We start from the raw sequence: 13923 nt of genomic DNA, 5'->3' as shown, positions 1-13923 counted from the left end.
AAGGCGGATTCTAGGACGTTTTGAGTATGGTCCGGGACCCCATACGGTGGCACGCTGTCATCCATCCATGCACCCTGCTCTGGTCTGCTACCCCGTGTTGACGGCCGATGCAGTACCAAGAGGGCTGCCCGGCCGCGCCGCCCCAAGGCCGTGCGCCGTTTTCCCTGCGCACGGACGCGCCGCATCGAGGATTCCCACCCAGATGAGCACCACGTCCCAACCTGCCGTACCCGCGAACGACCGCGCTGCCCTGCGCAGGTCGATCTCCAACACCCTCAAAGGCTCCGCCGGCAACCTGGTGGAGTGGTATGACGTCTACGTGTACTCGGTGTTCGCCGTGTACTTCGAATCGCAGTTCTTCTCGCCGGACGACAAGAACTCCACGATGTACGTGTGGGCGATCTTCGCCGCCACGTTCCTGATGCGCCCGATCGGTGCCTGGTTCTTCGGCCGCTTCGCCGACCGCCATGGCCGCCGCCTGGCACTGACCGTCTCGGTCACGCTGATGGCGCTGTGCTCGTTCCTGATCGCCATCACCCCCACCGCCGCCAGCATCGGCATCTGGGCCGCAGTCATCCTGCTGTTCGCGCGCCTGCTGCAGGGCTTTGCCACCGGCGGCGAGTACGGCGCCAGCGCCACCTACATGTCCGAGGCCGCCATTCCCGGCCGTCGCGGCTTCCTGTCCTCCTTCCACTACGTCACCCTGGTCGGCGGCCACGTGCTGGCCCAGCTGACCCTGCTGCTGATGCTGACCTTCTGGGGCAAGCCGGAGATCTCCGAGTGGGGCTGGCGCATCGCCTTCGGCATCGGCGGCATCGCCGCGGTGGTGGTGTTCTGGCTGCGCCGTGGCATGGACGAGTCGCTGTCGGAGTCGTCCATCGAGGCCGCGCGCGAGGGCAAGGCAAAGAAGTCCGGTTCGATGTACGAGTTGTTCGTGCACCAGTGGCGGCCGCTGCTGCTCTGCTTCCTGATCACCGCTGGCGGCACCGTGGCCTTCTACACCTACTCGGTGAACGGCCCGAAGATGATCCAGAGCGCCTTCGCCGGCAACGATCCGATGACCGGCACGCTGATCAACCTGGGCGTGCTGGCGTTCCTGATGGTGCTGCAGCCGGTCGGCGGCTGGCTGTCGGACATCATCGGCCGCAAGACCCTGCTGGTGTTCTTCGGCGTCGGCGGCGTGCTGTACAGCTGGTACCTGATCACCCAGCTGCCGCACCAGCATGACGCCACCCTGGCCTTCCTGACCCTGGCGCTGGCGTTCGTCATCCTCACCGGCTACACCTCGATCAACGCGGTGGTGAAGGCCGAGCTGTTCCCCACCCACGTGCGTGCACTGGGCGTGGGCCTGGGCTATGCGCTGGCCAACTCGCTGTTCGGCGGCACCGCCCCGCTGCTGTACCAGGGCGCGCTGAAGACCGGCCACGTCGACTGGTTCGCCATCTACGTGACCGCGACGATCGCGGTATCGTTGGTGGTCTATGTGTTCTTCCTTACCAACAAGGGCCCGAACTGGCTCGACGGCACCCGCAAGTAAGCGCGTTGCCCTGATCGCGGCCACCGGTGCACTGCCGGTGGCCGCTGCGTCTCCCGCCACGCCATTGATGTGGATCGCGGCGACGCTGGCCGCAGCCACGGCATTGGCCTGGCTGCTGCGCCGCCCCAACGCGCAGGCCGCGTGGCCGCGCATCGGATTCGGGATTGCCCTGCTGGTGTTCTGCGCCGCGCTGGCGCTGCAGCTGGCGGTGGACCTGGGCAGCGGCCACAGCTCGCTGCAACTGCGCCTGCATCGCGGCATCAATGCAGGGTCGCCGGTTGGACTGCGCACGATGGTGGCGTGCTATCTGGCAGCGCTCGCCGCCAGTGGCTGGGGCGCGTGGAAGCTGCTGCGCCGGCGCAGGTAGTGCCGGCCGCTGGCCGGCAACGCCACCTCTTTCGGTAGTGCCGGCCGCTGGCCGGCAACCTCATGAACCTCCGGAAAGAGCAGGGAGTTGCCGGCCAGCGGCCGGCACTACCTCAACGGCGGGCCGCTTCGCTCTTGTCGCGCGCGCCGCGGAACTCCGATTCCTTTTCCCACGTCGGCCAGCGGCGGCTGTTGGCCAGCTCGGCGCCCAGGTCGTAGACCAGCAGGGTGTCGGCGGCATGGCCGCTCGGGTCCCAGCTCGGGGTCCACGCATCGCAGGCCTGGTGGTAGCAGTCGGCGAAGTACTTCTCGCGCAGCGCGCGGCCGGCTTCAACGCCGCCGTCCAGCTTGTCCAGGCCCGGGCCGATGGTGATCGCCGGCACGCCCAGGCGGGCGAAGGCGAAGTGGTCGGCACGGTAGAAGAAGCCGGCTTCCAGATTCGGGTCCGGGCTGTAGCTGCGGCCGCGGGCCTTGGCCACGCGTTCCAGGTCACCTTCCAGCGAGACCCGGCCCTTGCCCCACGACGCGATGTCACGGGTCGCACCATCCGGGCTGAACATCTCGATGTTCAGTACTGCGGCGGTCTTGTCCAGTGGCGCCAGCGGGTGCGCGGCGTAGTAGCTGGCACCCAGCAGGCCCTTCTCTTCGGCGGTGAGAGCCACGAAGTACAGCGTGCGCTGCGGCTGCGGGCCGGCGGCGAACACCCGGCCCAGTTCCAGCACGGTGGCCACACCGGTGGCGTTGTCGATCGCACCGCGGCGGATGCGGTCACCCTTGGCGTCGGCCTGGCCGATACCAAAGGCATCCCAGTGCGCCGAGAAGATCACCGCCTCGTCGGCATGCTCGCCACCGGGCAGCTTGGCCACCACGTTGCGGGTCACCACCTGCTCGCGCTTGAGCGCGAAATCAACGCTCAGCTTCGCGTTGTCCAGCGCCACCGGACGGAAGTCGGCGCGCATCGACTTGCGCTTCTCGGCATCGAAGTCGAGGCCGGCGTCGGCGAAGATCGCCTCGGCCAGTTCGCGCTGCATCCAGCCACGCAGCGGGGTGTGCTGGGCCATCGCCTCGGCCTGGCCGCGCTCGATGTCGAACAGCGGCGAAGTGCCCGAGCTCTTCACCGTGGCCCAGCCATAGGCGGCCGGTGCGGTCTCGTGCACGATCAACACGCCCTCGGCGCCACGGCGCGCGGCTTCCTCGAACTTGTAGGTCCAGCGGCCGTAGTAGGTCACCGCCTTGCCGTCGAACGCGCCCGGCGCATCGGCTTCGAAATCGGCGTCGTTGATCAGCACGACGGCGATCTTGCCGTGCAGGTCCACGTCCTTGTAGTCGTTCCACTGGCGTTCCGGCGCGTCGATGCCGTAGCCGACGAACACCAGCGGCGCATCCTTGATCTGCACGCGCTTACGCGGCTGCAGGCTCTGCAGGGTCACGTCCACGCCGTTGGCCAGCGCGCGCTTGCCCTGCTTCAGCGACAGGCTGGCCTTGGCCGCGCCCTCCAGCTGTGCGCGCACCAGCGGCACCGGCTGCACCCAGCTGCCATCCACGCCACCCGGCTGCAGGCCGTAGCTGCGGAACTGCTCGATCAGGTACTGCACCGTGCGCTCTTCGCCCTCGGTGGCCGGCGCGCGGCCCTCGAATTCATCCGATGCCAGCACATGCACGTGGCGCGATAGTGCCTGCGGATCGATACCGCCGCCGGGCAGGTCGTTGGCCGCATGGGCCAGGCCACCGACAAACAGGCAGGACGACAGCAGCAACACGCGCATCGGATTCACGGCAGTACCACGGCTAGCTTGGAAGTCACCAGAGTGTAACGTGGTCGTGACATCACGGCGCAGCCTGGGTCCACGTCATCCACGCATGACGTGGATCTACCTGCTGATGCGGTCCAGCCAGCAGGCCAGGCCCTGCGCGTTGAGTTCGATGTCCATCGCCAGCACCGCAGTCACCGCCGCATCGTCCAGCGCACAGCCATGCAGCTGTGCACGTTCCAGGTACAGCGCCTGCAGTGCGGCCAGCAGGCAGCGGTGGCGGTCCGGTCGGCCATCGCACTGGCGGCCGATGGCGGCCATCGCATCGATCTGCTCGAACAGGTCATCGGCCAGTTTCTCCACCTGTTCCACACGACCGTAGTGGGTCAGGTACATCGCCTGCGGCGCGTAATCGAGCATGCGCCGGATCGAGGCCTTCATCGCCTCCGGATCGAACTGCACCGGCGATGAGGTGGGGAAGATGAAAGCACCCTGCGCACTATCCAGCTCGCGGTAGGAGATGCCGAACGTATCGCCGGTGAACCAGCTGCGGCTGCGCGCATCCCACACGCAGTAGTGGTGCAGCGCGTGGCCCGGGGTATGTAGCAGCACCAGCTCGCGGCCGGCCAGATCGATGCGGTGGCCGTCTTCGGCCGCCACCACACGGTGCTCCGGAATCGCCTCGATGCGACCATAGCTGCGCGCGATCTCTTCGGCGCCATACACCGCCGTGGCACCCGCGATCAGGCGGGTCGGATCGATCATGTGCGGCGCACCGCGCGGGTGCAGCACCGCCTTCGCATTCGGCAACTGCTGCATCAGCAGGCCTGCACCGCCTGCATGATCCAGATGCACGTGGGTGAGCAGCAGCCAGTCCACCGCCTCCACGCCCAGGCCGGCATCCGCCAGCGCCTGCAGCATCGCCGGCACCGACAGGCCGGTGCCGCAGTCGACGAACGCAGCGCGGCCGTTCTCAACGATCAGGTAAGCCGCGTCGAAATCCGGGCGCTGGAAACCGGTATCGATGGTGTGGATGCTGGGGTCGGCGGTCATCGGCACGCACCTGGCAGGATCGGGAACAGACCCCCATGGTAGGCGCGCAGGCGGCCCGGGTTCGATGCGGCTTTGGTCGGGTAGTGCCGGCCGCTGGCCGGCAACCTCGGGATAGCCAGGAGAATGCATGTGCCGGCCAGCGGCCGGCACTACCGATCAGCCGGAGCGCAATGCGAACCGCGGCCGCAGCAACAGGGCCAACACCAGCACCGCCAGGAACGCGCCGTAGGCGTACAGCACCGCCAGCACCTGCGGCCAGATCGGGCCCGCGCCCGGCTGCACCACGCCAATGCGGTAGCCCCACAGCATCGACACGATGCTCAGCGCGAATGCGAGCACCAGGGTGGTGCTGTCGAACAGGCGCCGCCGCGCGGTGCGCGGCTGGCGCGGGAACAGCCAGTACAGGCTGCCCAGCAGCAGGAACCAGGGCAGGAACAGCAGCAGCGACAACCAGGCCATCGCAGACTCCATGTCATCGCGCCGGAGGCGCGCGGACATCATGCCATGACCTTCGTTCACGGGTAGTGCCGGCCGCTGGCCGGCATTTCCGGGAGCCTGGGGAACGTGCAGTTGCCGGCCAGCGGCCGGCACTACCCCTTACGCTTCGCGCAGCACGGCCAGGGCAGCCAGCACGGCGTCTACCTCGGCGTCCAGCTTGAACAGCTCGCTCTGCAGCTGGTCGCCCTGCTCGGCCTGCTTGATCACCGCGATCAGCTGGCCCGCATCGCGCGGCGAATCGAAGCCTTCGCTCTGGATCAGCAGCGTGCCGTCACCAGCGGTCAGCTTGAAGTAGAAGCGGCCATCCTTTTCACGGTACTGCTTGAACAGCGGCGGTGCCACGCGGGCCACGCCGGCATCCTCGCTGGCGATATCGCCCGCGCTGGACAGATCACGCAGGCCGACCGCATGGCGCAGCTCGTCCAGCAGCGGTGCCGCCAGCTGCTCGCGCAGCTGCTGGCCACGGCGCTTGAGCAGCGCCTCGATCTTCTCCGGCTCGGCCATCAGCGCGTTGTAGCGCTCGCGCAGCGGCGACAGCTCGCTGTCGATGCGCTCGAACAGCTGCTGCTTGGCATCGCCCCAGCTGATGCCCGCGGCGAACGCGTTGGCGAATTCCGCGGTCTGTTCCGGGGTGGCGAACGCCTGGTACATCTGGAACAGCGCCGAGCCCTCGGTGTCCTTCGGCTCGCCTGGTGCACGCGAGTCGGTCAGGATCGAGAACACCAGCTTCTTCAGCTCCTCGCGCGGCACGAACAGCGGAATGGTGTTGTGGTAGCTCTTGCTCATCTTGCGGCCATCCAGGCCCGCCAGCGTCGCCACCTGCTCGTCGATCACCACGTCCGGCAGCGGGAAGTACTCCTTGCCGTACACGTGGTTGAAGCGCTGGGCGAAATCACGCGCCATCTCGATGTGCTGGATCTGGTCACGGCCCACCGGCACCTGGTTGGCCTTGAAGATCAGGATGTCGGCGGCCATCAGCACCGGGTACATGAACAGGCCGGCGCTGACGCCTGCGTCCTCGTCCACGCCTTCCTCGCGGTTCTTGTCCACGGCCGCCTTGTAGGCGTGCGCGCGGTTGAGGATGCCCTTGCTGGCGATGGCGGTCAGGAACCACATCAGCTCGGTGGTCTCGCGGATGTCGCTCTGGCGGTAGAACCACACGTGTTCCGGGTCCAGGCCGCAGGCCAGCCAGCTGGCCGCGATCTCCAGGGTCGCGCGCTGGGTGCGCTGCGGGTCCTGCGACTTGATCAGGCTGTGCAGGTCGGCCAGGAAGAAGAAGCTCTCGATCCCCGGCGCGCGGCTGGCCGCGATGGCCGGACGGATGGCGCCAACGTAGTTGCCCAGGTGGGGCGTGCCGGAGGGGGTGATGCCGGTAAGGACTCGGGTCGTCATGACTGCGTGGGGTAACCTTCGATGAACGGGGCCAGTTTACCTTGCACGCCACCAACCCCGTCAGGGCCTGCGGCGCGTTCATTCACGCAACCCCGCTGGAGACGCCCGATGAAACGCCTGCTGCCCCTGCTGCTGATCCTGCCCTTGGCCGGCTTCCGCCCGGCCCCGATGCCGCCGCCGGTGTACGACGGCGGCCCCGTGCGCATGGCCCTGGTCGACCGCGACCGCGGCACCGAACTGCGCAGCTACCCCGCCGAGGGCCAGCGCTGGGTGGCCGGCGAGCGCGGCCACCGCTACGCCGTGCGCCTGTACAACGACAGCCCGCGCCGGGTGCTGGTGGTGCTGTCGGTAGACGGCGTCAACGCCATCTCCGGCGAAGATGCCGATCCTTCGCAGACCGGCTACGTGCTCAATCCCGGCCAGCGCGCCGACATCACCGGCTGGCGCAAGAGCCAGGACGAAGTGGCGCAGTTCGTGTTCAGCAGCCCCAGCGGCAGTTATGCCAGCCGCACCGGCCGCCCGGACAACATCGGCGTGGTGGGCGTAGCGGTGTTCGAGGAAGCGCGCCGCTGGCGTCCGGATCCGATCCTGCGCCGTGGCCTGCCGCTGCCAGCCCCGGCGGCGGAAGCATCGGCCGATGCCAGCGCCAGCAGCAGCCGCATCGAGGGCTACGCCAGCAAGTCGCAGGCGCCAGCGCTGGGCACCGGCCACGGTGCACGCGAGCAGTCTTCGGTGCGCGATACCGACTTCGAACGCGCCAGCCGCAGCCCCGCACAGGTACTGCAGCTGCGTTACGACAGCGCCCGCAACCTGCGCGCACGCGGCATCCTGGTGGATTCGCCGTCGCGCCTGCCGCGCGAACCACAGGCCTTCCCCAACCGCTACGTGCCGGACCCGCCGGCGAGCTGATCGTCCCGCCCAGACAACACAACGCCCGCAACCTCTCGGTGCGGGCGTTGTGTTGTGGGGGAAACCGAAGTGCTTACTTGTAGTCCGGGTAGTCCTTGCTCACGGCGTCCTGGAACTCACGCACTTCCTTCTCCGCGCGGTCCTTGGCCCAGCCATAACGTTCCTGCAGGCGACCGGCCAGATACTCGGCATTGCCCTCGGCCACATCGAAATCGTCGTTGGTCAGATCGCCCCACTTGGCCTGGGCCTTGCCCTTCAGCTGCGACCACTTGCCGGAAATGATGTCTTTGTTCATTGCTGGGAGTCCTTGGTTGCAACGGCGTTCTTACCGTGGCTCCAGCTTCGCGCAGCAGCTGTTGAATACCGGTCAACCGGCAATGAAATAGATGCTCACCTGCTTGAATGGTTCACTCCGCTTCGACAGCACGCAGCGAAAAGCACGCGCAAAAAAAGGCCGGGGAAATCCCCGGCCTTTTCTCTTTCCGTTCCGTGCAGGGCTCAACGGCCCTTCGCGGTGTCCTCGACCTTCTCGCCCGCCTTCTGCACGTCCTTGCCGGCACCGGCAATGGTGTTGCAGCCGGCCAGCAGGGCCACCGAGAACATCGACAACAGCATCAGGGCAACTACGCGCTTCATGGGCTTCTCCTTGGGTTTGCCGCTACACCGCTTCATTCGCGGATGGGATTCTTTCGCTCGGCGGGAGAAGGCCAATGCCCACCACCGCCGCGTGAAGTGCAATCTGGCGGCAGTGGCGTGGAGCGGGCGTGAACGGATCACAGATCCGTTCAGGCGGCGCCGTCAGTCACGCATCAGGGTGGACTTGCCGAACAGGCTTTCGACCAGGTCCACGGCCAGTTCGGCGGTGGCATTCTGCTTGTCCAGCAAGGGGTTGAGCTCGACGATGTCCAGCGAACCCATGCGCCCGGTGTCGGCGATCATCTCCATCACCAGCTGCGCCTCGCGGTAGTTCACCCCGCCCGGCACAGTGGTGCCCACGCCCGGCGCGATGCTGGGGTCGAGGAAGTCCACATCGAAGCTGACATGCAGATGGGTGTTCTCGTCGATGCCTGCCAGCGCTGCTTCTACGGTGCGCTTCATGCCGTTCTCGTCGATGTAGCGCATGTCATAGACATCCACCTTGTGGGTCTTGATCAGGCGCTTCTCGTCCGGGTCCACCGAACGGATGCCGATCTGGTGCATCTGCGCCGGGGTGATCGCCGGCACGGTGCCGCCGAGGCGGGTCAACGCATCCGGGCCGAGGCCGCACAGGCAGGCCACCGGCATGCCGTGGATGTTGCCCGACGGGGTCACGTCGCTGGTGTTGAAATCCGAATGGGCATCCAGCCACAGCACGCGCAGGGTCTTGCCCTGCTCGCGGCACCAGCGGGCAACGGCGGTGATCGAACCGATGCCCAGGCAGTGGTCGCCGCCGAGCATGATCGGCATGCGGCCGGCCTGCAGTTCGGCATAGCTGGCTTCCATCAGCGCATGGTTCCACGCCACCACTTCATCCAGGTGGCGGTAGCCTTCCACCGGCGCGGTCCACGGGTTGCGCGGGCCATCCAGGTTGCCCAGGTCGCGCACGTCTACGCCGCGCGCCTCCAGCGCCTCCGGCAGGCCCGCCACGCGCAGCGCTTCCGGGCCAAGCCGGGCACCACGATGGCCCGCACCCACATCGGTGGGAACGCCAATCAGGGATACGGAAATGGGATGGGCCATGGGTGCCTCCTGCGGGGGAAAAAGAAGCACAGTCTAGCCAGAGCTGTGTGACACCACTCGCGGCGGTGCAGCAGTCGGTGATCCAGAACACCGGGGCCACGCTGACGTTCCTGGTCAGGCATCCCGGCACTTGTTCGTAAGGAATCCGGCCTTCCTTGACACGCCTCACATCCAGGTCGGTATCGCCTCTTATCCAAGGCCGCCATTGCCTGCACCCTGCATCGGCACCCCAAACGGTGCCTCTTCAATTCCCCGATAAAGGAAATCGACGCGTATGAAACATGTACTGAATGGATTGGCGGTGCTGGCAATTGCCCTGGGCGGACTGGTTGCGGCAGATGCCAGCGCGTCCTCGCAGCGCATCACCCATACGGTGACCTCCGATGCGTTTGCAATGCACACGCAAGGCGCACGCCAGGTGCTCGACTGGGTGGCGCAGCGTGTAAAGCCGACGTTCGCCCCGCAGGGCTACGGCAACGTACACGTGGAACGGCGGGCGTTCTCCGTCGGGGGCGCATCTGCACGCTCGGACGGATCGATTCCCGGCAAGCTGCCGGAGCAGGGCATTCCCGGTGAGATCTACCGGGTGGAAAACCTGCTTCCCGATGGCTCCCTGCAGACATGGGAGTTCACCTGGGTGGAACCCTCCTCCGGCCATGGCGGCAGCTGGGAAGTCACTGGGTACACCTACAAGAAGGGCAATGACCCGGTAAACCAGCAGTAACGAAACAGGGGCAACGCACGCCGCATTGCCCCCTTCGAACACGCGGCCGACGGCGGGTTCGTCCCCGCGGCATCTCAACCGCCGCGGCGGCGAACCGGCGTCAGGCTCTGCACCTGGCCGTTGTTGCGCATCATGCACAGGAAACGACCATCGGGATAATCAATGATCAGTTCCTGGTAATCGCTGCCTACCGGCATCTGTGTCACCAGCGTGCCCTGCGCGCCCTTGCGCATATTGCAGGAGCCCAGTGCGGTATCACCCGCCGGTGCGCTGTACGCCACCTTGGACACATTGCGGAACACCGCACGGCACCCGCCGTTCACCCATACCGAGTGCCGCGACAGGCCCCAGTTCCTGCCCTCTTCGCAGCGGGTGTGGCTCAGCTGGCGCACCACCTCCACGTTGCCGCGCGTATCCATGTCGCACGACACCTGCTGCTGGTCGGTGGATTCGCAGGTCACCTCGCGCGGCAACGCCGCATCGTTGTCGTCATCGTGGCGACGGCGGTCGCGATGCTCTTCCCGCGCGGGCGTTCCGCTGGCACTGACCTGGCAGATGCCATTGGCGCCGCCACGGCCGGTGTAGCTGATCTGCGGCGTGCCGTCGTCGCTGCTGCTGATCGACAATGTGATGCCACTGTTGGCATCGCGTGCTTCGAAATAGCGGTCGTTGAAACGTTTCAGCGTGGCCTCGCGGCCCTGCACGTAGACCGGGCCGCCTTCGTCGGCGTGCACGTCGATGCCGCCCGGGCAGCTGGCGTTGAAGAACGGCACCGCGGCCATGGCCGGGGCCACGAAAACGGTGGACAACAGTGCGGCGGTGAGCGGCAGGGCGTGGCGACGCATGATCGGATCCCGAAGGGGCCCGGGGTGGGCCTGTGGTGGCAGTATGCGATGGGGCGTGGGGGGCTTTCCGTGAGGAATATCAAGAACCGGGTGCCGCGCATGGGGATTCAGGTCTGGTAGGGTGGTCCTGAAGCGCCGCCGGGCTGGTTAAGCCAGCTTTACACCGTGGCCCGCCATGGCCAGTGCGAGAGCGATGGCACGGCCTGATTTATCGTGGATCACGGCAATGCGCGATATGTCGCCTCTGGCATTGCGCTGCTCGAAACGGGCCAAACGCGATAATTCATTTTTCCTCTCAGATCATCCGATGTCATCGAAACAAACGACTGGCAGGCGGTGATTTCGCGTGCACATGATGAATTGCCACCTTCAGCGGGGTGGCCGGGATTTCCAACCCGAAGACTGAAAGCTGTATACGCTTGCCAGCCGGCGCCGTCTTCTCAAGAGCGGCGCCGGCTGGCAATCCGTTCGCCGATCGACGGCGGGCGGTGCGTGGGGGCCTCGTGCCCACCGGCTCATTCAGTCCCGGGATTGGAAACCACGTATCGCCCGCCACCCTTCTCCGGTGGCACCTCTGTTCCGCACGAGGATGCCCGCATGCCCAAGCCCCACCACCCATACCTGACCGCCACACTGGGCGAGGCCGCCCTGCGCCTGCCGCCCGAACTGGCGCAGCCGTTGGAAGCCGCTTTCGCCGCTGCAAACGAGGCACCCGCGCCGATCAATCTTCCCGGCTGCCTGCAGCGTATCCGCGCCGGTGATGCCGCCGACGGACAGCCGTGGCAAGGGCCGGCCAGCACACCCGGCCAGGCCGTGGCCGCCGCTCGCCGGGATCGCGCCGCGGTGGGCCTGGTGTCGCTGCTGGAGCTGTATCACGCCGCCGAGCGTGTGCGCGTGGACGGGGAAGAGAAAGACGACATCGGCGATGGCTCGCGCGAAGGGCTGATGCTGGCCTGCCGGGGGCTGGCGGAGTATGTGGCGTTGCAGGTGGGCGGGGCTCAGTAAATGCGGAACGTTGAGATCCCCAGCGTGCAGCCTTATAACGCCACGCCCCCAGCCATCGAATCAGGCAGACCCACTGCTGGGTAGTAAACAGCAGAGGATGCGGGTGCGCTTTGAGCACCCGCACTTTTGGGAGAAGCGATGAAAGGCGAGCTATTACCTCGAGTGTGAGGTGCGCGATCGCGTCAATCACTCAGCGCCACACTTGCGCATGCCAATTTGCTACTGGTTAACTCACCGGAGCGGGGGCATCCATCCCGCTTCTACACGGGGGCGGGATGTACAGAGTCGCGATGTTCCTTTTCGGTGTCTGCACCGTTTTGCTTTCAGGCTGCACTACTACTGCCGTTCCCAAAGGGGTTGCCTCAGCTGGATACACCGAAGTTGTTTCTGTTCCTCTGGGCCCTCTCCGCTACTTCCACACTGCTTCCCTGCTTCCCGGGCGAACCGCCGTAGGCACCACGCACGTCCACCGCTGTGCAAACACTGAGCGGAGTATCAGCCTGCAGATCGCGGATGGGCTTGTGATCGTTGCTGAAGATGTCTGTTCACGGATCGATGCGGCGGCGGACCTGGCCGAGTCATGGATACCGGCAGCATCCAACAGCTATCGGATCCTGCTAGTGCCGGAAGGCACTGCGGGGGCAATACGGACAAGATCGCTTGGCCGCTTTGCGACAGGCAGGACGCTTGCACTTGCATCGCACGTCTACGGCGATCAACGACAAGCCTTCGCGGATCTCGTTGACCTGGTTGCGCACGAGAGCCTTCACGCATTAGGGCACGCTACCAGGCATCCGCGAGCGCGCGACGAAAGAAGCGCCTACTACGCAGGGCTGTGTGCCCAGCTCAAGATCAACGGGCTCATCAAGGAAGATAGCTTGCCCGGAGCCCCGCTTGCTTCAGGTGATCGGGCAGTACGCATCTCGTCCCAGCAGGCCTATCGTGTGCGGCTTGAGACCTATCCGTTGCTGGTGGACGGCACCATCCGGCTTGGAACGCCATCCGGCGAGTCGATGCTGCAACGGTGCCAGCAGATTGGAAACGAGTTGATTCGTCTGCAGTAGGCCTGAACGCGAAAAGGTCAGCGCACTGCGCTGGCCTTTCTCGCTGAACCCCTGGCTCCGGGGCGTAGCGGAGATCCCAAGTGGTGCCGCTTATCCGAATCGAACGGATGACCTACTGTTTACAAGACAGTTGCTCTACCAACTGAGCTAAAGCGGCATGGGTGGATCACCGGCGGCAATGCCGCGGTCCGGGGATTCTAGCGCAACCGCGCGCATTCCAGCGACCGGCTCTGTGCCGCCCCGCTGCGCTGCTGGGCCTGGGCCGGCTGCCTGCCCGCCGCCAGCTGCCCTTCCAGCCACCACTGGCCGGCGTCGCCGCTGGCGACCAGGCGCGGCTGGAAGCCGGCGGCCTGCACCGCCGCCATGCGCCGCTCGGCGCCTTCGCGGTTGCGGTACTGGCCCAGCGCCACGGCGTTGGCTTCCTCGCCCTGGCTGATGATGTAGTAGTCGCTCAGGCCGGCGGCGACGATGCGCTTCACGGTGGCCTGCGCTTCGTCGCGGTTGGCGGCGGCCGGCAGCATCACCCGGTAACGGGCACTGCCGCTGGCAGCGGGTTGTTCGCGCAGGCGCACCTGGCTGATCAGCGTGCCGGCCTTGCCCTGCGCGCTGCTCGCGGCGGCGCGGTCGGCGAACGGGCCCAGTGCGACGCAGCGCGGCGGCTCGCTGGCCGCAGGCGGGGTTACGGGTTTTTCCGGTGCCGGTACGGGTGCTGGCGGTGCTACCGGCTTGGCAGCGGCAGCAACCGCCGCAGCGTCAGCCGTCTGCGGCTTGGGAATTTCCGGCTTGGCTGGCACGGCCGGCGCCGGCGCAGGCGTCGCAGCCACGGCCGTCTTCGCGGCCGGTTCGCGCTCCACCAGCGGTGCGGTCGGGGCAGCGGCAGTCGCTTCGGCTGCGGCATTGGCATCCACACCACCGGGCACCCAGCGCAGCTCGGCCACACCGGCCGGTTGCGGCGGCGGCGCGGGCGGTTGCGGTGCATCGCGCAGCAGCCACCAGCAGGCGACGCCAAGATTGAGGATGGCCAGTACGACGATCAGGGCACGGGTCAGCATGCGCGGAT

At 66.7% G+C, this 13923-nt stretch carries 15 protein-coding genes and 1 tRNA gene; 6 read left to right on the top strand and 10 right to left on the bottom strand.

Annotation, left to right across the window (positions count from 1 at the left end):
- Positions 1-202: 202 nt before the first annotated feature.
- Together ACZLHH_RS01520 and ACZLHH_RS01515 are read left to right on the top strand one after the other, a co-directional pair.
- Positions 203-1537, top strand: a complete 1335-nt coding sequence (locus tag ACZLHH_RS01520; RefSeq protein ID WP_071229392.1) for an MFS transporter — start codon at positions 203-205, stop codon at positions 1535-1537.
- Between the two features lie 67 nt (positions 1538-1604).
- Positions 1605-1904, top strand: a complete 300-nt coding sequence (locus tag ACZLHH_RS01515) for a hypothetical protein (RefSeq protein ID WP_071229393.1) — start codon at positions 1605-1607, stop codon at positions 1902-1904.
- Positions 1905-2016: 112 nt separating this feature from the next.
- Here the strand turns inward: ACZLHH_RS01515 and ACZLHH_RS01510 are convergent, their stop codons facing one another.
- From ACZLHH_RS01510 to ACZLHH_RS01495, 4 genes are all read right to left on the bottom strand, one after another.
- Entirely contained in the window at positions 2017-3669 is a 1653-nt protein-coding gene (locus ACZLHH_RS01510; RefSeq protein WP_071229394.1) for a M28 family metallopeptidase, read from the bottom strand.
- Between the two features lie 105 nt (positions 3670-3774).
- Positions 3775-4707 (bottom strand): MBL fold metallo-hydrolase, encoded by a 933-nt coding sequence (locus ACZLHH_RS01505; RefSeq protein ID WP_071229395.1) that lies wholly within the window; start codon positions 4705-4707, stop codon positions 3775-3777.
- Positions 4708-4863: 156 nt separating this feature from the next.
- Positions 4864-5166: a hypothetical protein gene (locus ACZLHH_RS01500; protein ID WP_065724234.1), complete on the bottom strand. Its 303-nt coding sequence runs from the start codon at positions 5164-5166 to the stop codon at positions 4864-4866.
- A gap of 138 nt (positions 5167-5304) precedes the next feature.
- Positions 5305-6597, bottom strand: a complete 1293-nt coding sequence (locus ACZLHH_RS01495; RefSeq protein WP_180845023.1) for a tryptophan--tRNA ligase — start codon at positions 6595-6597, stop codon at positions 5305-5307.
- A gap of 108 nt (positions 6598-6705) precedes the next feature.
- Here ACZLHH_RS01495 and ACZLHH_RS01490 point away from each other — a divergent pair, with 108 nt between their 5' ends.
- A complete protein-coding gene (locus tag ACZLHH_RS01490) occupies positions 6706-7506 on the top strand; it encodes a hypothetical protein (RefSeq protein ID WP_180845022.1) in 801 nt (266 codons plus the stop codon).
- A gap of 73 nt (positions 7507-7579) precedes the next feature.
- Here the strand turns inward: ACZLHH_RS01490 and ACZLHH_RS01485 are convergent, their stop codons facing one another.
- The 3 genes from ACZLHH_RS01485 to rocF all read right to left on the bottom strand — a co-directional run bounded on the left by ACZLHH_RS01485 (position 7580) and on the right by rocF (position 9225).
- Positions 7580-7801: a CsbD family protein gene (locus ACZLHH_RS01485; RefSeq protein WP_004153772.1), complete on the bottom strand. Its 222-nt coding sequence runs from the start codon at positions 7799-7801 to the stop codon at positions 7580-7582.
- A 203-nt stretch (positions 7802-8004) separates the two neighbouring features.
- Positions 8005-8142: an entericidin A/B family lipoprotein gene (locus ACZLHH_RS01480; protein ID WP_008266021.1), complete on the bottom strand. Its 138-nt coding sequence runs from the start codon at positions 8140-8142 to the stop codon at positions 8005-8007.
- A gap of 162 nt (positions 8143-8304) precedes the next feature.
- Positions 8305-9225 carry an arginase gene (rocF, locus tag ACZLHH_RS01475; protein WP_094001609.1) on the bottom strand — a complete coding sequence of 307 codons (921 nt, stop codon included), beginning with the start codon at positions 9223-9225 and terminating at the stop codon, positions 8305-8307.
- Between the two features lie 274 nt (positions 9226-9499).
- Here rocF and ACZLHH_RS01470 point away from each other — a divergent pair, with 274 nt between their 5' ends.
- Positions 9500-9949: a hypothetical protein gene (locus ACZLHH_RS01470; RefSeq protein WP_180845021.1), complete on the top strand. Its 450-nt coding sequence runs from the start codon at positions 9500-9502 to the stop codon at positions 9947-9949.
- Positions 9950-10023: 74 nt separating this feature from the next.
- On the opposite strand, the gene ACZLHH_RS01465 is transcribed toward ACZLHH_RS01470, so the two are convergent.
- A complete protein-coding gene (locus tag ACZLHH_RS01465; RefSeq protein WP_180845020.1) occupies positions 10024-10794 on the bottom strand; it encodes a DUF3011 domain-containing protein in 771 nt (256 codons plus the stop codon).
- A 597-nt stretch (positions 10795-11391) separates the two neighbouring features.
- Here ACZLHH_RS01465 and ACZLHH_RS01460 point away from each other — a divergent pair.
- Together ACZLHH_RS01460 and ACZLHH_RS01455 are read left to right on the top strand one after the other, a co-directional pair.
- Positions 11392-11799 (top strand): hypothetical protein, encoded by a 408-nt coding sequence (locus ACZLHH_RS01460; RefSeq protein WP_180845019.1) that lies wholly within the window; start codon positions 11392-11394, stop codon positions 11797-11799.
- A 521-nt stretch (positions 11800-12320) separates the two neighbouring features.
- On the top strand, positions 12321-12863 hold the full coding sequence (locus tag ACZLHH_RS01455) for a hypothetical protein (protein ID WP_180845018.1): 543 nt from the start codon (positions 12321-12323) through the stop codon (positions 12861-12863).
- An 81-nt stretch (positions 12864-12944) separates the two neighbouring features.
- On the opposite strand, the gene ACZLHH_RS01450 is transcribed toward ACZLHH_RS01455, so the two are convergent.
- Together ACZLHH_RS01450 and ACZLHH_RS01445 are read right to left on the bottom strand one after the other, a co-directional pair.
- Positions 12945-13020 (bottom strand) — tRNA-Thr (locus tag ACZLHH_RS01450).
- A gap of 40 nt (positions 13021-13060) precedes the next feature.
- Complete coding sequence (locus ACZLHH_RS01445; protein ID WP_180845017.1) at positions 13061-13915, bottom strand: SPOR domain-containing protein; 855 nt, start codon at positions 13913-13915, stop codon at positions 13061-13063.
- Between the last annotated feature and the right edge of the window lie 8 nt (positions 13916-13923).

The sequence above is a fragment of the Stenotrophomonas sp. 28608_Sma genome (assembly GCF_056486185.1).
The sequence above is the reverse complement of the archived record's forward strand: the minus strand, read 5'-3'. Positions and strand labels throughout refer to the sequence as shown.

Coding starts and splice junctions, on each gene's coding strand:
- ACZLHH_RS01445 (WP_180845017.1), bottom strand. CDS start 13,915: ATGCTGACCCGTGCCCTGATCGTCGTACTGGCCATCCTCAATCTTGGC.
- ACZLHH_RS01505 (WP_071229395.1), bottom strand. CDS start 4,707: ATGACCGCCGACCCCAGCATCCACACCATCGATACCGGTTTCCAGCGC.
- ACZLHH_RS01485 (WP_004153772.1), bottom strand. CDS start 7,801: ATGAACAAAGACATCATTTCCGGCAAGTGGTCGCAGCTGAAGGGCAAG.
- ACZLHH_RS01480 (WP_008266021.1), bottom strand. CDS start 8,142: ATGAAGCGCGTAGTTGCCCTGATGCTGTTGTCGATGTTCTCGGTGGCC.
- ACZLHH_RS01495 (WP_180845023.1), bottom strand. CDS start 6,597: ATGACGACCCGAGTCCTTACCGGCATCACCCCCTCCGGCACGCCCCAC.
- ACZLHH_RS01460 (WP_180845019.1), top strand. CDS start 11,392: ATGCCCAAGCCCCACCACCCATACCTGACCGCCACACTGGGCGAGGCC.
- ACZLHH_RS01465 (WP_180845020.1), bottom strand. CDS start 10,794: ATGCGTCGCCACGCCCTGCCGCTCACCGCCGCACTGTTGTCCACCGTT.
- rocF (WP_094001609.1), bottom strand. CDS start 9,225: ATGGCCCATCCCATTTCCGTATCCCTGATTGGCGTTCCCACCGATGTG.
- ACZLHH_RS01515 (WP_071229393.1), top strand. CDS start 1,605: ATGTGGATCGCGGCGACGCTGGCCGCAGCCACGGCATTGGCCTGGCTG.
- ACZLHH_RS01520 (WP_071229392.1), top strand. CDS start 203: ATGAGCACCACGTCCCAACCTGCCGTACCCGCGAACGACCGCGCTGCC.
- ACZLHH_RS01510 (WP_071229394.1), bottom strand. CDS start 3,669: ATGCGCGTGTTGCTGCTGTCGTCCTGCCTGTTTGTCGGTGGCCTGGCC.
- ACZLHH_RS01470 (WP_180845021.1), top strand. CDS start 9,500: ATGAAACATGTACTGAATGGATTGGCGGTGCTGGCAATTGCCCTGGGC.
- ACZLHH_RS01500 (WP_065724234.1), bottom strand. CDS start 5,166: ATGGCCTGGTTGTCGCTGCTGCTGTTCCTGCCCTGGTTCCTGCTGCTG.
- ACZLHH_RS01490 (WP_180845022.1), top strand. CDS start 6,706: ATGAAACGCCTGCTGCCCCTGCTGCTGATCCTGCCCTTGGCCGGCTTC.